We start from the raw sequence: 19346 nt of genomic DNA on the forward strand, positions 1-19346 counted from the left end.
AAAGAGGACATTTTTTTGTCCTCTTTTTTATTTTGTAACCTTCTGATTATCTTTCCGTACAAAGCCATATCATACATTAACGAATTAAGCTTATGATCAATCGAATTTTACGTATCCTCCTAATCACTTTAACTTTTTCAGGAATCGCTTACGGTCAGTATAGTGAAAAAGAACTACAACAACTGATTCAGGAAGGTAATACAGAAAAGTTAGTTCGGGCAAACAGCGAACTTCTTTTGAACGGAATGTTCAGACAGGCTGCCACAATTGCTGAAAACCTGGTTAGTACTTCTCCTGAAAATGCTAATTTCCAATATCGACTGGGTTATGCCTACTTATATTATCATCCCGATATCAACAGTCCTATTGATCCGCTGACAAAAGCATGTGCTAACGTTACCCAAAAATATGATGCGTCCAGTTCCAAAGAGCAACAGGCACCGATTGATGCTGTATACTATCTAGGAAAAGCTCATCACCGGTTAGGAAATATAAAAAAGGCTGTAGATCACTACCAGAAATTTCTTGAACTGGCCGGGAAAAAGAACATTCTTTCTTCTTATGCTGAGTTGGGACTCATCCAATGTGAAGTTGCAGAGGAACTGATGAATAATCCATCAGATGATAAACTTTCCAATATCGGAGATTCTATTAACACTAGTGGTCCGGAATACGCTCCTATTGTTTCACTCGACGGGACATCGCTCTTTTTTACTTCCCGAAGACTTTGGAAAGATGAAGAAAATGAAGGAATGATTGATCCTGCAACGAACAATTATCTCGAAGATATCTTTGTCAGCTTTCAGGATGAAAATGGGAAATGGAAATCTCCTGAAATTCTGGATTTTTGTAAACCTAATCAAAACGAAGCAACTGTTTCTGTAAGTATTGATGAGAGAAAAGTATACGTATATAACGATGAATCCGGAAACGGAGATATTTACTACTCCCAGTATAACAATGGAACATTTAATGCGATTCAACCCATCGATAAAGAAGCTGTTAACACGAAAAATTGGGAACCTCACCTATACGTAACTCCCGATGGTTCTGAGGTTTATTTTGTTTCTGACCGTCCCGGTGGGTTTGGAGGCAGAGATATTTATGTCATGAAAAAAACAGGAAATGATTCATGGTCTGAGCCACAAAATCTCGGCCCAGAAATCAATACTCCTTATGATGAGGATGCTCCATTCGTAAGTATAGACAATGAATCCTTGTATTTTGCTTCAAACGGATCAAAATCGATGGGAGGGTTCGATATTTTCTGTGCAAAACGTAACGAAGAAGGAAACTGGGGAACTCCTGCTAATATGGGCTATCCGATTAACTCCCCTGCTGATGATGCTTTTTATACAACAACTACAGATGGTTTCAAAGGGTATATCACGTCTTTCCGTGCAGGAGGGAAAGGAGATCTTGATATTTATGAAATTCAACATTTCCCTCCACGAAACAGCAATACTGCAATTTTAAAAGGACAGATCTTTGTGGTAAACGATCAACCGCTTCCTGAAGATATCGCCATTACCGTTGCCTGTACCAATTGTGATAAAAACTCCTCCATCACTGTTTTCCCCAGAATCCGGGACGGGGTCTACTTTACCAAACTCGAAAAATGTAAGGAATATGAGTTGACGTATACCTATAACAATGGAAAAACAACTTTCCATACAGCTAAACTGGCAACGAATTGTATTCCTGAGTATGAAGAAATATACAAACCGGTTTATCTACGATTGGATGATATGAAAATTATCCCTTACTACCAGTTAAAAATTGAAACAATTGATATTGCTTCCAACGCATCTGTCGGAACGGTTACGGTTCAAATTCTGGATGAAGACGGTTCTGTTCTTGAAGACTTACAAACAGACGAATCAGGAATGTATACATCAAAAATTCTTCAGTCAAGAGACGAAGGAGGAAATGCTAATCTGAAATTTAAGATAACAAAAGATGGTTATCTCTCCAAAACAATTGACTTGTCCTTCGAATTAACAGATGAGAGCATTCTAAATGCTCAGTTATTGATGGAAAAAGCTTCTGTAGGTGAAGATCTTGGACAAATTCTTAAACTGGATCCGATTTACTTTGACCTGAATAGTTCTTTCATACGTAAAGATGCTAAAGAGAAGCTGCAGAAGATTATTGATGCTATGAACAATAATCCGAACATGGTTATAGAATGTGGATCGCATACAGACTGTCGCGAATCATACGAATACAATGAATGGCTATCGGACAGACGTGCAAAACGTACCGTGAATTATATCAGTAAACGCATCAGTAACCCGGGCAGAATCTCAGGAAAAGGATATGGTGAAACACAATTAGTAAATGATTGTGGCTGTGAAGGAGATGTCGTTTCTGATTGTTCCGAAGCAGAACACCAGTTAAACCGAAGAACTGAATTCAGAATTATCAAGAACTAAAAAAACAAACAGATAAAATGGAAACACCTCATTCGAAATGAATGGGGTGTTTTTTTAGATATATAACTCCTCCCCTTCTTCTCGCTGGTTATAAATCAGGTAAGTCAGTTTTTCAGGATCAAAAACTTCATTGGCAATATGCAGTAATTCTTCTGCAGTAATTTTGTCTATTCCTTTATAAATTTCCCGCGTGGTATCAATCTGGTCAAAAATCAACACACTTTTTCCCAGTGCTAGCATCAATCCAGAATTACTCTCTCCCGCCAATGCCAGATGTCCTTTTAGTTGTTCTTTTGCTTTCGACAACTGTACAACTCCCAGCTTTTGTTCCTTTAACCGTTTCAACTCTTTGTGGATCACCCGTAATGTATTTTGAACATGACGTTTATCCGTACCAAAATAAATAGAGAAAAAGCCGGTATCCGCATAAGGTGTATAATTAGACTCAATACTATACGAATAGCCATATTTCTCACGAACCGATAAGGAAAGTCTTGAATTAAGTGCCGGACCACCCAGAATATTATTCAACAATACCATTGCTTTTCGCTCTTTGGCATTATATGGATATGCGAGTCCTCCCATAAGTCCGTGCGACTGATAGTTAGATTTATTTTTCTCAACCGTTACAGGAGCATAGTTCTGAAAATGATTCAGTACCGGAGCCTTCCCCAGTCCATTATAATCGCCAAAATACCGGGTAGACAATTCTTGTATTTTCCGTTCCGAAAACTGACCTACGATTGATAAAACCATATTTTCCGGACCAAAATAACGGGCCACATAAGCCAATAAATGTTCACGGGTAAACGAATGAACGGTTTCCTGAGTTCCTAATATATTTCTCCCGAGAGGATGATTGGCAAATAATAAGCTTTCAAATTCATCAAAAATACATTCGGAAGGACTATCCAGATACGAATTAATCTCATCAACAATCACTTCCTTCTCTTTCTGAATTTCTTTTTCCGGGAAAGTCGAATGGAAAACAATATCCGCCAATAGCTCCAGTGTCCGTGCCAAATACGTCTTTGAGAACGAGGCATAGATGCAGATCTCTTCTTTAGCCGTATATGCATTCAACTCTCCTCCCACCGAGTCCAGACGGCTGAGAATATGGAATGCCTTTCTTTTTGTTGTTCCTTTAAAAATAGAATGCTCCAGGAAATGAGCCAGACCTTCTTCATGATCATCCTCAAACCTCGAACCGGCCAAAACGGTAATACCGGCATGAGCCACCTGATTTTTTACCGGCTGAAAAACAACTCTTAACCCATTGGGAAGAGTATACATATACGGGAGTTTTTCACTCATACTAATTACGGATTCTTACGATACACCTGCCAACTTGTACCTTCTTTTCGGAAACAAATTCTGTCATGGAGACGGTTAGGTCGTCCCTGCCAGAATTCATAATGTATCGGCTCAATAACATATCCTCCCCAATGTTCGGGGCGGGGAATTGTACCACCAAACTCCTTCTCCATCAGTTCTGCTTTAAGAATTAAGTCCTTGCGGTCCGAAAGCTCATCACTTTGTTCTGATGCCCAGGCCCCCAACTGACTGCCTTTCGGACGGGATTCAAAATACTTGTCACTTAATGAAACGGGAGCTTTTCGGGCAATTCCCTCTATTCTTACTTGTCTTTCAAGAGGATGCCAGAAAAAATGGGCTGCTACTTTTGGATTGATTGCTATTTCACGCCCTTTCTGGCTATTATAATTTGTGTAAAATACAAGCCCTTCATCATAGAACTCTTTCAGGTAAACAAGTCGTGAACTTGGTTGTCCATCCTCCGAAACCGTTGCAATATTCATCGCATTGGGTTCAGGAGCAGCTGATTCTATTGCTTCTTTAAACCAAACTCCAAAAAAGTCAAACGGATTAACATTTTCAGCGATCCTTTCCAACTCTCCTTTCGAAAAGTTGTGATGATCATCCCGAAGTGCTTTCAGAAACTTATCCATTTTACTTACTCTTCTTCTCCATCATAATCGTCTTCCACTACGCCCTGAACTTCTTCCTCTAAGTCGTCATCATCTGAACCTGAAGCAGAGAACACCCCGGCAGTAGCACCTTTAAAACCAACCGGTTCCGAATCATCTTCTGCTTGCTGTTGTTGTTCGTGATACTCCATTTCATCTTCATTGAAAGGGAAAATATCCAAAATAGGAGATAGAACGATCGATGGGATATCGAAGGAAACCATCATCCCTTTCATACTCTCGTTTGTTCTGTCGAAAGCTTCTTTTACATTCGATGCATTTACAAGCAAGTTGTTAGAAATACGCTTTTCTTTATCACTATCGGGATCTGCAGAAACGTACGTAATTTTTACTTTATACCATGTATCGCAGTCTTCATAGTGAAAGATGTCCGCAAAATCAGTCTTAGCTATATTTGTGATCAGAAATTCTCCTTTCACGGTCTCTCCTATTTCCTGATAAGCGCGCGCTTCAGCATCGGTAAAAGACATTGCATTGAACAGGTAAGGCTCACTGACACGCTTTAACCTTCCGTCTTCCAATTGTTTCGTATATTTAACCTTAACGGTAAACCAACTGTTCATAGTTTTATTTTTTTACAAAGATAGTCAGAGAAATGATTTTGTAATTACGATCGGATCTTTCTTCCATCTACATACGCCAGAAAGGAAGAATTCGGCAGTTCACACACAACCATATTTCCCGAAATATAAAAATCAATCACCGGTTCATTTGTTATGTTTATTACTTTTCCATCAATAACACAGTCCACTCCTTTCATTTGATTCTGGAAAGCAATAACATTGTTTTTCAGCTTCCATTTTTCGGGTTTGAAATAAGCTGCTGTCACTTTTCTTTTTCCATCCCAAACCTGGAATAAATCACCTTCCCCCCAAACGACCATCTGATCTTTGGCATCCCAATAGTCCGGAGCGTAATTAGATAATGTTTTTACACTATTATTAGCGTAGTATTGTAAATTTCCATTTTGATCTGTATAAGTAACACAAGACCAACCGGCTATAAAACGTTTGGCGTGCATAGGTTCAAGATCAAGAAATTCCCCTTTTTCAAAAATAGCAAAGGACATTTGTACCGGATCATTAAACGCTACAATATCACGTCCACAGGAGAATGTAAGCGGATCGCGGTACGTTCCCGCTTCATAAAATGCTCCTTTGTAGAATACATAATGTGTTCCTCCAACGGCTGCAAAAGCAACTACGTTATCTCCTATCCCCGCAGGCAGGTATATATCACCAATCACGGTGTACAGATCTTTTATCTGACCGTTATACCACACTTTTACAGAATTGAATTGCGTGTCCTCAAAAACAACCAAACTATCCGATACAACATATCTTCGTCCGAAATTTGTCAGTAATTGCCCTTTACCATCTTTCCAGACCGAAGTAACGGGACCGGTGTTAAACACAAGAATGTTATCGGAAACACTATAGTTATTAGCCACCCCTGCTAATGTTTTTACCTGTTCTCCCTGAAATACTTTTACATCTCCTTTATTATCAATATAAGCCAAAAGATTATCTCCTACCTGAAATGATTTAACAGGAAGGTATTCCAACTGACGGATAACGCCATTATGAAACGCCTTAAAATATCCCTGTAGACTGGTAAATGGTCCAATTCCTTTGAACTCCTGTCCATACGATATCTGGACAAAGCATACTGCCACTAAAAGTGTTATGATTCCTCTCTTCATATTATTGATACTACAAAAAAAGTGCCCGAAAGAGGCACTCCTACAAATATAACGAAAAGTTAGACTTTTTCTTACTTTGCGTTTCTGTTAAAAAAGAAAGGGGCTGATCAAAGCCCCTTTCCATTTTCTCTATACAACTGAATTAGTTTTTAGCTGCTGCTTTTACTTCGGCAAGTTTAATAGCCTCCATAACATCAACTACTTTTCCTGTTTTGGAAAGCGTAGCAAAGTCAACTTTTTCATCTGTACCTGGTTTTACATGCATTGTTCCAGAGTAATCTTTTCCAGACTCAATGATGATGTCCTTAATTTCTTTCATCGAAAGTGAAGGATAGTACGATTTAATCAAAGCTGCCACACCTGATACCATTGGAGCTGCCATTGAAGTTCCCTGTAATTTCATGTATTCATTTTCAGGAACTGTGTTATAGATCTCAAAACCGGGAGCAAAAATATCTACTGATTTCTTTCCATAATTTGAGAATGCCGCTGCCAATTCACCTTTCTTTGAATGACGGGTGGATGCTCCGATTGTAAGCAACATTGTATTTTCCTTCTCCTGGAAATCATACATTACAGCCGGGAAGTTTGGTTCCTCATCAAGGTCCTTACTATCATTTCCTGCTGCATGTACTAACAACACTCCTTTTTCTTCAGCATAACGCATTGCCTCGTACACTTCTTTCTGATTTGGAGAGTATGCTTTTCCGAAAGACATATTGATTACCATTGCACCATTATCAACTGCATAACGAATAGCAAGAGCGATATCTTTGTCATACTCATCTCCGTTAGGAACCGCACGAAGTGACATTAACTTAACGTTTGCCGCTACTCCGTCACCTCCCAAACCGTTTCCACGAAGAGATCCTACGATTCCTCCAACGTGAGTACCGTGTAATGCATCCGGACCTTTTACATCTGTGTTTCCATACTTAACATCAGAAAAATCACTCGGTTTGTCACCTACAATTGCACGAAAATCTTTATCCAGACTATAGTGCGTTTCCAACATACCCTGAATCTGCTCCAACTGCTCTTCCAGTACTTCAGGTGTAAGGTCTCCTGTTTTCAATGAAATCGCCACTTGCTTCATTTGCTGCATCTGCGCATCCTCAGGCTTCCATTTCTTAAGATCTTTCAGTGTGTAGTCTTCTTTCCCCAATGCCTTTGAGATCATTGTAGGTACCATTGGTAACATCTGATCCTTAAACATGGTAATTTGCATTACATACCCTTCGTACTCATTCTTTTTAGCATTGTAGTCGTCTTTCACTTTTTTGTAGAAAGCATACTCCTCTTTATCTTCTACTTCATCTTCCGACTTACCGTCATATTTAGCTTTAAGTTGCTGATACAAACGTGTAACTTCCAGTTTAGCATCGTTCATATTTTCTCCATTGGCATTTCCAAGGAAGTTCCAACCATGAACATCATCAATATATCCGTTTCCGTCGTCATCAATTCCATTTCCTGGAATCTCTTTTTCGTTGACCCAGATTTGTCCTTGTAAGTCCTCGTGAAAAGTATCCACTCCGGAATCAATAATAGCCACAACAACTGTCGAAGACTCTTTCTTCTTCAACTTTTTGTATGCCTTTTCGGTATTCATCCCCGGTGTCTTACCGTTATACCAATTCAGGACTCCCTTCTCCTGTCCAAATGAAACTGCCGACAGTCCTAACGCGAAAAATGCCAGCGATAACTTAACTACTATTTTTTTCATATCTTTAACTGTTTACTACAGTTTTCTGCAGTATTCATGCCAAAGATGATAAAACATCCTGAATTTTGGAATAATTTTTCCATTGATGGTAAAAAAAAGTTGAACATTGGACGAGAAATCTTACGAATGGTAAAGTACTGGCTTTTGATCTTTACAGGAGTTATGTCCTGTATTTCATGGGGACAATTATCTGTCTTTGATACCATACACAATGAAACCTCTTATGGTAATTATGCCGTAAAAATAAAGGAAGGTGCACAACTTCCCGATCCAATTGTTTACCGCTATTCAGCAAACGGATGGGCTTATGTTTCCGCTCCCTTTTCTGAACTCAAAAAGGCAGTAAAAGACGGTTTTATTACTGCGATTAATACTTCTTATCAACCTGTAATCCTCAATGACAGTGCTCTCGTTACACACTCGGTTACACCAATTCATTCCGGGATGGAGGGATTACCTTCCTCCTACACTGGGAAAGGTGTCATAATAGGATATGTTGATACCGGTTGTGATATTACACACGGTGATTTTCTGGATAGTGACGGCAACAGCAGAGTTTTGAGATACTGGGATCAAACAGCCGCTGTAAATGCAAGAACTCCTGCTAAATATGGATATGGGCAGATATATGACTCCAGTGACTTTAATACGGGTATTTATCCGAATTATGCAGGGTCAGGACATGGAACCACTGTCGCCGGAACAGGTTCCGGAAATGGTCTCGCGAACGGAAGAAATAAAGGTGTAGCTCCTGAATCATCCATTATTATTGTAAAAAATCCAGTGTCAGGAGGCAATTTTACAACAACTGTTGCAGAAGCCGTCGACTATGTATTTGCTGTAGCAGATACACTCAACATGCCGGCAGTAGTTAACCTGAGTTTAGGAATCTATCTGGGAAGTCACGACGGAACCGATCCCGCTACGTTATATATAGATAGTCTTTTATCTAATAAACCCGGGAGAATTGTTGTTGCAGCAGCTGGAAACTCGGGAGCCTGGAGTCCGTACCATATTCACGGAGAAACAAACTCCGACACTTCTTTTACCTGGTTGATTCCTAATCCTTCTTTTTCCTTTGGAGCACCGGGGGTTTATGTCGATGTATGGGCAGATACCAATGACATTACTAATCTTCAATTTGCCTTCGGTGCGGATGCACCGGGACCGGTGTTCAGAGGAAGAACAGATTTTTTTCAGGCTGGTGCTGTATTAAATACAGATATTTTTGAAACACTGGAAAGCGGAGGAAATACAATTGGACAGCTGATCTATAATCAGCGAATTATTGGACCGAATTACAACCTGAGAGCATTATTTTTCACCGATAGTCTGGATTACCGCATCCGTTTTATGACGACAGGAGAAGGAGGTGTCTTTGATGCCTGGAGTCATGTTAATCTGGGGCTTAGTAACTTTGAAACTATTATTCCTGATCCGGTTATCTATCCGGATTTCCAACATTATATTTTTCCCGACACCCTACAGTCCATCGTATCTGCTTGGGCTTGTTCTCCGCAGGTTGTAACGGTTGCCAATATGCAAAACAGGAAGAATTATATTGATTTCGAAGGAAATGTTTATCCACCGGATGGAGGACTTGTTCCTTCGGGACAACTAAGTGTAAATTCCTCAAAAGGCCCCAACAGGAGAAATATTCTTAAACCGGATATTACCGCTGCAGGTGACCTCACTCTTTCTGCCCGGGTCATGAACGAATCTTACGCGGCCAATCAACTTGACGAAGGAGGGCTTCATGTCCGAAACGGTGGAACTTCCATGGCTTCTCCTGTCGTGGCGGGAATAGCAGCACTGTATCTGGAAAAGTGTCCCATATCTACGTGGCAGGATTTTCAAAATGCTATTCGGGAAACAGCTTTTACAGATGAGTTTATCACCTCGCCTCTTCCCAATTATGCTTTCGGAACCGGAAAAGCAAATGCACTTGCGACCTTACTCAGTACGAATTTTGCTCCTGAGGTATTCGGAGATACTTTGCTCTGTAGTAAAACCGGATTACTTGAAGTCACTCCGGAACCCCTATCAATCAACTGGAGCACCGGAGAAACTTCATATCCTTTAGAAGTGTTTGAAACCAATAATTATTCAGCTTATGTTGAAAACGAAAAAGGATGTAAAGCACAATCTGATACACTACATGTTGTTTCGGGAACCACACCCAATCCATCACTTATTTCACAACTAAACGGAGCTTTAATTGCCAGTAACAATATTAATTATCAATGGTATCTCAATGATGAACCATTACCGGGGGAGACTAATCAAACTACTTTTCCGCAAATTTCCGGTTATTACAGCGTTGCTGCTACTGATCCGTCGGGATGTATGGCCCGATCGAATACTCTTTTCTTCTCTGTTCTGGACCTTCCGGAAGTAAAAGAGCAATCAGAAATTACAATATCTCCCAACCCCTCTTCCGGAACTCTTTTCACTTCGGAAGCATTGAACGGTAGCTATACAATACTCAATATGGATGGCAAACTAGTTCAGCAAGGATGGATCAACGGGAAAGAAATATCTGTCCGAGAGCTTGCCCGGGGACTTTATCAACTTTTCATTGTCACTAATCAATTTGTTAAAGAATCAAAATTCGTAAGGAATTAGCTCTTTTTTTAATGCTTTATGCTATTTTTGGCAACTAAATTCAAAAACACGAAATGAATCTAACAGGAATTATTTCAATTTCCGGAAAACCGGGATTGTACAAAGTTGTTGCTCATGGAAACAACAATGTTATTGTTGAGTCTTTGGTAGATGGTAAACGTTTTCCTGCGCACTCAAACAACAGAATCTCTGCTTTGGAAGACATCAGCATCTACACGTATGAAGAAGACATACCGCTTAAAGATGTATTCCGTTCAATTTTTGACAAAGAAGATGGCGGACAAGCTATTTCACATAAAGAAAGTCAGAAGAAACTGGCTGATTATATGGAAGAAGTACTTCCAAACTATGATCAGGACAGAGTATACCCTTCTGACATAAAGAAATTATTTCAGTGGTACAACCTTCTGCAAAAGGCCGGTGCGCTTATTCTTGAAGAAGAAACAGCGGAAGAAGAAGTTGTTGAAGAGGTAAAGGAAGAAAAACCTAAAAAGGCAGCTGCAAAAAAAACAACGGAAACAGCTGAAAAGACAGAAAAAAAGACTCCTGCGAAAAAAGCACCAGCTAAAAAGGCAGCTGCAAAAACTGAAGAAAAAGCCGCTCCAAAAAAACCAGCAGCTAAGAAAACAACTGCGAAAGCGAAAAAAGAAGAGGAATAATCCATTCATACATACTAGAACAAAAAAGCTGTCCCTATTTCTTTCGGACAGCTTTTTTGTTTGTAATACTATTCATTTTACAACTGAGATTGTTTTATTAGTTGTCCAATAAAATTAGCATCTAACTTTTCAGTATTCAACTTTATATAATAGTATGCTTTTACTTTTGAACCGTTTAGTTTGATAATGAGAACTTTATTTTTATCCGAATAAATAAGTCGGTTATTAGATAGTAGATAATCGGACCCAAACCTCGACTCCAACTCTCCTTTTGTTAGACCTACTAGATTTGCTTCTCCTAAATCAGAATCATTATTGAAAACCCTTAATTCAATCAAAATCTCAGTTTCATCATTATAAACGTGCTTATTTTCTCCATGCTTAAAAACAATTACCTGATCAATTCTTTTTGAATCCTTAACACTTTCAGATGAATAATAGTAGGTATAGTAGATTGCGTTTTCAATTTTCGGTTGAAAATAATAATCCTTTTTATTACTTACGCTTGTTGTAGTGTATTGATTGTTTTTTGACTTCTTATATTTCTGTAGATCAATTGGAGCATCCAAAAAGGAAATCAAAGATAAAGTTTTAACAGACCTTCTCTCTTCTTCCATTTTTGAAACAGACGAATCAGCAACTACTCCAATTTGTTTCTCTCCTTCTGCATCTGTTACATATTCACAACTCAGCAAGAAGAAAACCACTATTATAATTACTTCCAATAACCTCATTTTCTTTAGAATGATAAATTATGCTCTAAATCATAGTTATTAATTCGTCCCTAATCTTCTCCAATAAGAAATCTAAGAGAGAATTTCACTATCTGAAAGTCTGTTTTTCTTACGTTTTTTTATTCCTTTTAGTAAAGTGTATATTCCAAGAGCTAATAGAAATGGAGGATAAAAGAATATCCTATTTAAGAAAAGAAGTCCTATCCCAAACCATAGAATGGCTAATGTAATTACGATAACTCCAGCAGCTACCCCATCCTTTATACCTATCTTGGATAAACCAAGTGAATCTTCATAAACCTCTTCATTGTGCTGTCTATTTCTTTTATCTTCAAGTAATTGAGACTCTATCTTATCCTCTTGAAAATCATCACAAAAAACAGCAAACGTTGCTTGTTCTTTTGTTAAAGAACAGACTATTCCCTTTTTTGGTGAAAACTCTCTTCTTATACATGTTTTACAATATTCTAATTGTGCAACTCTATCCATTTTCAGTCTTATATAATTAGTGGTTATAAATTACTTCGGTAATCCGTCCACGGAGGATTTTTTCCAGGGCTGGCCAGGAGCAAACCACCAGATAGAGTTATCTTCTAAAACGACAACATATCTTGTCCCACTGACTTTACTATATGCTTTTAGCTGATTTATTTTAAACTGTTCTGGTAATCCTTCAACAGAAGATCTTTTCCAGGGTTGTCCCGGAGCAAACCACCAGATTGAGTTATCTTCTAAAGCGACAACATAACGACTTTCTCCGTCTTCTTTCGAGTAACATGATATGTGTTTTATAGAATAGTTCTCTGGCAATCCATCCACTGATGACTTTTTCCAGGGTTCTTCCGGAGCAAACCACCAGATTGAATTATCTTCTAAAACGACAACATAACGAGAAGACAAGTCATTCAGTCTAAGGTAGGATTCAAATAATTTAATGTCTTGTGAGAAAACAGCTGTGTGCAAAAGCAATACTAGTAGAACTAAGAATGATTTTTTCATCATGGTAAATTTTTAAGTTATTCAAAATACTTGGCTAAAATAACTCTTTACACTTGAAAACGTTTCTATAACAGATTTCTACTTTCTTTTTATCTGACAAAAATGCTCAGTTCGATTTTAAATTATCTGATTACAAAGGGTTGAATTGCATTACTTCTTTACAATCTTCACTACACGAACAAAAAAGTCTCCTCTTTCTGAGGAGACTTCTTCTACTTCTCTACTGTATCCATTTATGGAAACTTGGGGAATTTCGAAAAATCCCGTTCTCTTTTTTCTAAAAATGCGTTACGACCTTCTACGGCTTCTTCGGTCATATAGATCAAACGAGTTGCTTCGCCTGCATATACCTGCTGTCCCACCAAACCATCGTCGATAAGGTTGAAGGCAAATTTTGCCATTTTCACTGCCGTCGGACTTTTTGTCAAAATTTCCTGTGCCCATTCGTAAGCTGTCTGTTCCAACTCCTCATGCGGGACAACAGCGTTCACCATTCCCATATCATACGCTTCCTGTGCAGAATACGACTTACCCAGGAAGAAAATTTCCCGGGCGCGTTTTTGCCCTACCTGACGCGCTAAATAGGCCGATCCAAATCCTCCGTCCACACTAGCTACATCTACATCTGTTTGTTTGAATACAGCATGTTCCTTACTGGCTAATGTCAGATCACAAACAACGTGCAGACTATGACCGCCACCAACTGCCCAGCCCGGCACAACAGCAATAACTACTTTATTCATAAACCGGATCTGACGCTGTACATCTAATATATTAAAACGGTTTACACCATCTTCACCTTTATAACCGGTCGTAGAACGTACGCGTTGATCACCTCCTGAACAAAAAGCCCATCCTCCGTCTTTGGGAGAAGGACCTTCGCCACTAATCAATACGACTCCAATTTCTTGTGATTCATGGGCTATAATCAAGGCTTCCAGTAATTCGGAAACGGTTTTCGGTCGAAATGCATTTCGGACTTCAGGTCTGTTAAAAGCAATCCTTGCTACTCCGTTACATTTTCTGAAAGTTATATCCTGGTATTCTTTAATCGTTGTCCACTTCATATTTTCAATTTTGACAAAAGTAAAAATTTGCAAGTACTTCTTAGCTTCTATGGAAGAATATCAACTTCCCTGTGGCGTATACATGGTAATTCCGTTTTTTTCATACGCATCGATCATTACATCCAGCATTTTCCGGGCATCGATCAGTAAGGTTTCTGCCTCTCCCACCTGCACTTTCTTGAGAACTCCCCGCTTTTCAAAAAGGGGAATCAATTCATCACACTTGCGTTTTACCGACCACTCCGGGTTATGAATTTTTGTTTCAACGACCTGTTCATTTCCCTCGTAATCCCTGATCTTTACTTTTTGAATTTCGTGATAATAGATCGGAAACTTAAAGTCCGTTACAGCATCTTCGAGACAATGAAGATTAGTTCCTGCATTGTCCAATGTTACTCCTATCATCAGAATTTTACCATTTTTCTCAGCTACTCTGTAAAAAGGACTGTTCTCGTTATAAGGTGTTAGCTGTCCGAAATGAGCATCTACAAAATACTCTGTATCCGGTCCGATACAGGCAACCGGTTCTGTTGGATGTATGCTCCTTCTTGCATCCGGCAACTTCCTGAAATACTCTGTCACAGCTCCCAATCGCGAAGGTGTTTCCTGAACATCAAACACCTCCAGTTCTTTAATATAATCCAGCTGTCTCTTATTATTGGGAGAAGTTGGCATTAGAATATTTCCTGTATTTCCCACTGTCTCCAGTAAAGCAGCCACCAATGTACGAGGTCCATCTTTCAGGTAGCCTATTTTTGACAAAGCAGAGTGAACAAGGACCGTATCTCCTTCCGTAATTCCAATTGTACGCAGTTCTGCTATCAGATCTTCCTGTGTTAATCCTCCTGTTTTTGCCTGTTGGTGCAATACCCGGTTTCTTCGCTTTTTTTTGAATTGCTGAACACTTTTGATAAAACGTTCCGGAGCAAAACGGAAGATTATTTTCTTTAACATACCGGTCATCACTACTTCGAATCAAAATTGTACATGATAAACCCGTCCTGCGCTTTAGGCGCCGATTCCTTGTAAGCAAACCTGGATTTTAACGCATACTCTTCCGCTTTTTGTATCATACAGTTGTTTGCGTTCACTGATTTTTCAGCAACATAACGTGCAGAAATTACATCTCCGTTCTGATTAACACGAATCGCAATAACAACTGTCCCGTTAGATCCTGATCCACATGTATATCCCGGATTGCGAATATACCAGTCGTTATTATTATGTGGTTTTCTTCCTTCCAGATCATAATTTACCATTGTCCTTCCTGCATACACCTTATCTCCACCGGAAGAAGAACCCGATTCGTTATTCTGTGAGTTTGTCGTAGATGTACGTTGATTATTGCTTGTCCTTTGCTCCGTTGTTTCTCCGGAAGTTCCTGTCTGAGGACGAGAGTTTTTATATTCATTAAAAAACTCCTGTTCCAAATTCTTCACGTCCTGTTCCACTTTGTTATCAACAGATGACCGCGAAAACCCTTCATTTACCTTTTCCCGTTTATCGTGTACATCTTTTGTCAGGTTTTTAACCTCACCGCTTTGCTGCTGCATTTCCTCCGGAATCTCAATCTCGTCCGGTTCAATCGGGATCATTTCTTCGGGGACCTCAATCCTTGCATACACCTCGTTATCACCAAAGTACACGTTTGAGGAATAGGTTTCCAGCTGTAAATAAAGAAAAATACCCATGTGGACAACAAATGTCGTCAGAATCCCAAATCGGTGCTTTTCTATGAAGTCAAAAAACCTGTCCACTACTCTACTGGTTCAATAATACAATCATTCTCTATCAAATAGTACTCCATTTTATCTTCTCTGAATAAACGAAGAATTCCCGGCAAAATCAACTCCACGCGTGAATAAGCATGCGGAAGCTTCAATTTTCCTGATTTATCATAGATTCGAAAACCGTTATCATCATGAATCCGGAGTAAGTCCGAAGTAACTTCTATAATTTCATCATATTCCGGTGGAAGAACAAACTCTCCTTTTCTTCCGAATAAGCCATACCTGTTCTCATCCATTACTACTGCTGTAGGTCCGGAGAATGACTCTGCAAGTGCAAAACGTCTGTTCCAAACCCGGTTCATCCCGGAATCAAAAAACTCCCAATATTCGTTTCGTTTGGCAGCAAAAATATCCGAATAATAGGAAATATCCTGATAGCGCGGTGCAACTTTCCATTGTCCTGTCGTATCAATCAATCCATATTTCCCCGAACGTTCATCCAACATCTTGGCATATCCGTTCTTAAACTGACCAAAAAGCAATACATTGGGATAACTGGCAAACTGAGGTTCAATTTTTATCTCACCGTTTTCATTTACAAAACCTACTTTATCCTGTTCCACATAAGGAATGTATGTTCCTGTCTGCGGACCAAATCGTACAGCTTCTCCCGAAAACAATGTATCTCCCGACAAGGCTACAATAAAAGTCGAATCCTCATCCCCAAACAGGAAACCTGATCCGAAACGGGTTATTTTTTCCTCTCGCTCCAAAACTACCCTACCTTGTTTGTCAATGACAAGGTACTTTTCGTTCTGAATTACAACAGCTGTTCCTTCCTCAAATGCTTCAACCTGATCAAATACTCCCTGAAATGCTCTTTTTCCCGATTGGTCATAAAACACATAGCCTTCATCTGTCAGGACATAAAATAGTCCTTCCGAAGGTTCTCCAATCTCCTCAAAGTCGGTTTCCAAAATCATTAATCCCGTGCGGTCAATAATACCGTAATAATCATCTTCATCCGCAACAATAGCTATACCGTCTTTAAAAGCAGAAGCATCTGCAAATATTGGCTCTACAATTTTATCACCAAGCGCATCGATATATCCGAGAGCCCCGTTCAACTGGACAACGGCCATCCCCTCATTAAAAAGTGATGCTCCGTCAAACCCGGGGCGAATAATAACCGTTCCTTCTCTGTCGATGTACCCCCACTTTCCATTCTTTCGATACGGAAGTAACAAACGGTTAAGTGCATAAATCTCCCGTTCCAGCTCTTCCATAAACGGATAATCCGGAAATTCTTTTTTGAATTGCTCTACTTTAGCCAGAGAAAAGTCTCTCGTATACGCCCGGTATAACAATTGCCAGGCCTCTTCAATATGTGGATTATCCGGATATTTTCTGATAAATCGCTTGTACTCCAAAACCGTATGATCTGAGGTAGCCACTTTATACAGTTCTTTTTCTGCTTCCGAAACATACGGATTGTAGGAATAATGTGTAACAAAATCGGCAAACGCTTCTTCCGTTCCTGACTCAACCTGTTCCGCATACTGACTTCTGAAAAACAACTCTTTAGCCAGATTAGCAAACTCCGATTTGGGGTATTTTTCCAAAAAATGTGCATAATCATGCGACGTATTGGATTGTTCTGCTTTCTCAAATGCAAGTAAATCCCTGCTGTACTTTGCCTGTTTGAGTTCTTTTGCCCAGGGATGCGCCGCAATGAAACGTACATACGCCAACTCCGTATTTTCCGATTCTACATTTTTAAACATCTCGGAAGAAACAGCCTGTCGCAAAACCAGAATTGAATCATACGTATATTTCCATTTTTCCGCATACTTTTCCCTGGCCTTTTCCTTTTCTTCTTTATACTTCCGCTCGGATTTCACAATCTTCACATACGCTGAATCCAGATTATGAAAGGGGTTGTCATCCCGCAAATAAATGACTGAAAGCCCGAAAGCAGCTATCGAAGGCGACTTCTTTTCTTTCTTTTCAAAGATCTTCTTTGCCTGAAAATAGTCATACATAGCGAGCGCTTCAAAACCCTTATTCAGGTTTTGTCCGGAAACAGATCCGGAAAATACGATAATCATGCACAACTGAACTAACCTCATACTACTGTTTGTATGCTAATTTACCCAATACTTAACGATAATAGTAGTAAAGTTGGTATAAATAGCCCGAAACTCTGCTATTTTGCTTCTACCAGACCGAAGTGTTCCACCGCTTTTTCAGTCACATAGGAACCAATCGCCAAAGAAGCTGTTGCTGCCGGAGATGGTGCATTCAGAACATGGATCGAGTTCCCGTGGTATTCGATACGGAAATCATCACGGGTATCTCCGTCTTCCCGTAACAACAAGGCTCTGACTCCCGAACGTCCGGGTTTCAGGTCATCCATAGTCAGGGAGGGAACCATTCGTTGTAATGTTTTCAGAAATAACTTTTTCGAAAATGCTCTTCGGTATTCATTGATTCCGAAACTGATATTGGAAAAGAATAATTTCCAGGTTCCTTTGTATGTTAACGCATCCCAGGTATCTTTAAAACTGAAATCTGTCTTTCCATACCCTTCGCGTTTAAAAGTGAACACAGCATTCGGTCCGCACTCTGTTTCTCCGTTTGTCATACGTGTAAAATGAACACCTAAAAAAGGAAAAGCAGGATTGGGAACCGGATAAATCAAATTCTTCACCTTGTGTTTTGCTTCTTCCGTCAACTCATAGTAATCACCCCGGAATCCGACAACTTTTTCTTTCAACTGAACACCATCTTTTCGCGCCAGTCGATCAGCCTGAAGTCCTGCACAAAAGACAAGGTGGTTTGCTTCAAATACTTTTTTATCTGTAAGCACCTCTGAATACCCGTCTTTCTTTCTGACATCAAACACTTCATGTCCTAACCGCAACTCACTCTCCGGGTTTAATTCCAGAGCAAGTTCTACCATTTTTGCCGTTGCAGCCCTGAAATCAACAATTCCTGTACAGGGGACATGAATTCCTGCAATTCCCTCCACAAACGGTTCGTATTCCTTTATTTCTTCTCCGGTAATCTTACGAATACCCTCTATTTCATTCTTTAGACCTGTTTCAAATATCTTATCCAGATAGGGTAACTCCTCTTTATCAGTCGCCACTACCACCTTTCCGCAAACATCATGTGGAATTTCATAAGTTTTACAGAACTCTACCAGCTCTCTTCTTCCTTCTACACAATTCTTTGCTTTCAATGAGCCGGGTTTATAATACAAACCTGAGTGTATTACACCTGAATTATGTCCCGTCTGATGATCCGCTAATAAGTCTTCTTTTTCTATCAACACCATGCTCAGAGAAGGAAACCGTTTTTGCATCTTATAAAAAGTAGCAGCTCCCACAATTCCTCCACCTATAATAGCAACATCAAATCGTTTCGAAACAGACATAAAAACTTTTTTCTACAAAAATAATCAAACAGACGGTTTAGCCTTTCAAAATGCACCGGGAATCCTAAATCTATTCTCTGCAATTTTTTTTCGGCAAAAAACAAACTGATAAATCGTAATTTTTCACATTAAAAAATGTTGAAAAAAAGCAAAGTTTTGAGGGAAAAAATCACCCGTTTCATTTTTTTCAAAAAAAATATCGAAAAAATTTCCAAGATTAATTT

General features: G+C 39.4%; 16 protein-coding genes. 3 read left to right on the forward strand and 13 right to left on the reverse strand.

Translation table 11 applies throughout. The annotated features are described in order from the left end of the window. Positions 1-92 precede the first annotated feature (92 nt). Complete coding sequence (locus ABDZ97_RS11010) at positions 93-2435, forward strand: OmpA family protein (protein ID WP_343787550.1); 2343 nt, start codon at positions 93-95, stop codon at positions 2433-2435. 54 nt (positions 2436-2489) lie between these two features. Here ABDZ97_RS11010 and ABDZ97_RS11015 read toward each other — a convergent pair whose 3' ends face one another. The 5 genes from ABDZ97_RS11015 to ABDZ97_RS11035 form a co-directional block, all read right to left on the reverse strand. After that, on the reverse strand, positions 2490-3749 hold the full coding sequence (locus ABDZ97_RS11015) for a M16 family metallopeptidase (RefSeq protein ID WP_343787552.1): 1260 nt from the start codon (positions 3747-3749) through the stop codon (positions 2490-2492). Positions 3750-3754: 5 nt separating this feature from the next. Continuing rightward, positions 3755-4402 (reverse strand): pyridoxamine 5'-phosphate oxidase, encoded by a 648-nt coding sequence (gene pdxH, locus ABDZ97_RS11020; RefSeq protein WP_343787555.1) that lies wholly within the window; start codon positions 4400-4402, stop codon positions 3755-3757. A 5-nt stretch (positions 4403-4407) separates the two neighbouring features. Next, positions 4408-5004 (reverse strand): DUF4494 domain-containing protein, encoded by a 597-nt coding sequence (locus ABDZ97_RS11025; RefSeq protein WP_343787557.1) that lies wholly within the window; start codon positions 5002-5004, stop codon positions 4408-4410. A gap of 44 nt (positions 5005-5048) precedes the next feature. Then, entirely contained in the window at positions 5049-6143 is a 1095-nt protein-coding gene (locus ABDZ97_RS11030) for a hypothetical protein (RefSeq protein WP_343787559.1), read from the reverse strand. 142 nt (positions 6144-6285) lie between these two features. Next, entirely contained in the window at positions 6286-7869 is a 1584-nt protein-coding gene (locus ABDZ97_RS11035; protein ID WP_343787561.1) for a S8 family peptidase, read from the reverse strand. Positions 7870-7995: 126 nt separating this feature from the next. On the opposite strand from ABDZ97_RS11035, the gene ABDZ97_RS11040 reads away from it, so the two are divergent. Both ABDZ97_RS11040 and ABDZ97_RS11045 read left to right on the forward strand, forming a co-directional pair. Continuing rightward, the gene (locus tag ABDZ97_RS11040) at positions 7996-10494 is read left to right on the forward strand and encodes a S8 family peptidase (RefSeq protein ID WP_343787562.1); all 2499 of its coding nucleotides are present in this window, start codon (positions 7996-7998) and stop codon (positions 10492-10494) included. 53 nt (positions 10495-10547) lie between these two features. Continuing rightward, positions 10548-11153 carry a DUF5606 family protein gene (locus ABDZ97_RS11045; protein ID WP_343787564.1) on the forward strand — a complete coding sequence of 202 codons (606 nt, stop codon included), beginning with the start codon at positions 10548-10550 and terminating at the stop codon, positions 11151-11153. A 77-nt stretch (positions 11154-11230) separates the two neighbouring features. On the opposite strand, the gene ABDZ97_RS11050 is transcribed toward ABDZ97_RS11045, so the two are convergent. The 8 genes from ABDZ97_RS11050 to lhgO form a co-directional block, all read right to left on the reverse strand. Beyond that, positions 11231-11887 (reverse strand): hypothetical protein, encoded by a 657-nt coding sequence (locus tag ABDZ97_RS11050; protein ID WP_343787566.1) that lies wholly within the window; start codon positions 11885-11887, stop codon positions 11231-11233. Positions 11888-11959: 72 nt separating this feature from the next. Beyond that, complete coding sequence (locus ABDZ97_RS11055; protein ID WP_343787568.1) at positions 11960-12376, reverse strand: hypothetical protein; 417 nt, start codon at positions 12374-12376, stop codon at positions 11960-11962. Positions 12377-12406: 30 nt separating this feature from the next. Beyond that, on the reverse strand, positions 12407-12889 hold the full coding sequence (locus ABDZ97_RS11060) for a hypothetical protein (RefSeq protein ID WP_343787570.1): 483 nt from the start codon (positions 12887-12889) through the stop codon (positions 12407-12409). 230 nt (positions 12890-13119) lie between these two features. Beyond that, positions 13120-13953: a 1,4-dihydroxy-2-naphthoyl-CoA synthase gene (locus ABDZ97_RS11065; RefSeq protein WP_343787572.1), complete on the reverse strand. Its 834-nt coding sequence runs from the start codon at positions 13951-13953 to the stop codon at positions 13120-13122. 60 nt (positions 13954-14013) lie between these two features. After that, complete coding sequence (locus ABDZ97_RS11070; RefSeq protein WP_343787574.1) at positions 14014-14907, reverse strand: AAC(3) family N-acetyltransferase; 894 nt, start codon at positions 14905-14907, stop codon at positions 14014-14016. A gap of 11 nt (positions 14908-14918) precedes the next feature. Then, positions 14919-15710: a hypothetical protein gene (locus ABDZ97_RS11075; protein WP_343787576.1), complete on the reverse strand. Its 792-nt coding sequence runs from the start codon at positions 15708-15710 to the stop codon at positions 14919-14921. Then, positions 15710-17812 (reverse strand): WG repeat-containing protein, encoded by a 2103-nt coding sequence (locus tag ABDZ97_RS11080; protein ID WP_343787578.1) that lies wholly within the window; start codon positions 17810-17812, stop codon positions 15710-15712. Before ABDZ97_RS11080 ends, ABDZ97_RS11075 begins: the two co-directional genes overlap by 1 nt. Positions 17813-17889: 77 nt before the next feature. Then, the gene (lhgO, locus tag ABDZ97_RS11085) at positions 17890-19122 is read right to left on the reverse strand and encodes an L-2-hydroxyglutarate oxidase (RefSeq protein ID WP_343787580.1); all 1233 of its coding nucleotides are present in this window, start codon (positions 19120-19122) and stop codon (positions 17890-17892) included. Positions 19123-19346: the final 224 nt, after the last annotated feature.

This window comes from Wandonia haliotis (genome assembly GCF_039523435.1).
GTDB classification, from domain to species: Bacteria; Bacteroidota; Bacteroidia; order Flavobacteriales_D; family Crocinitomicaceae; genus Wandonia; species Wandonia haliotis.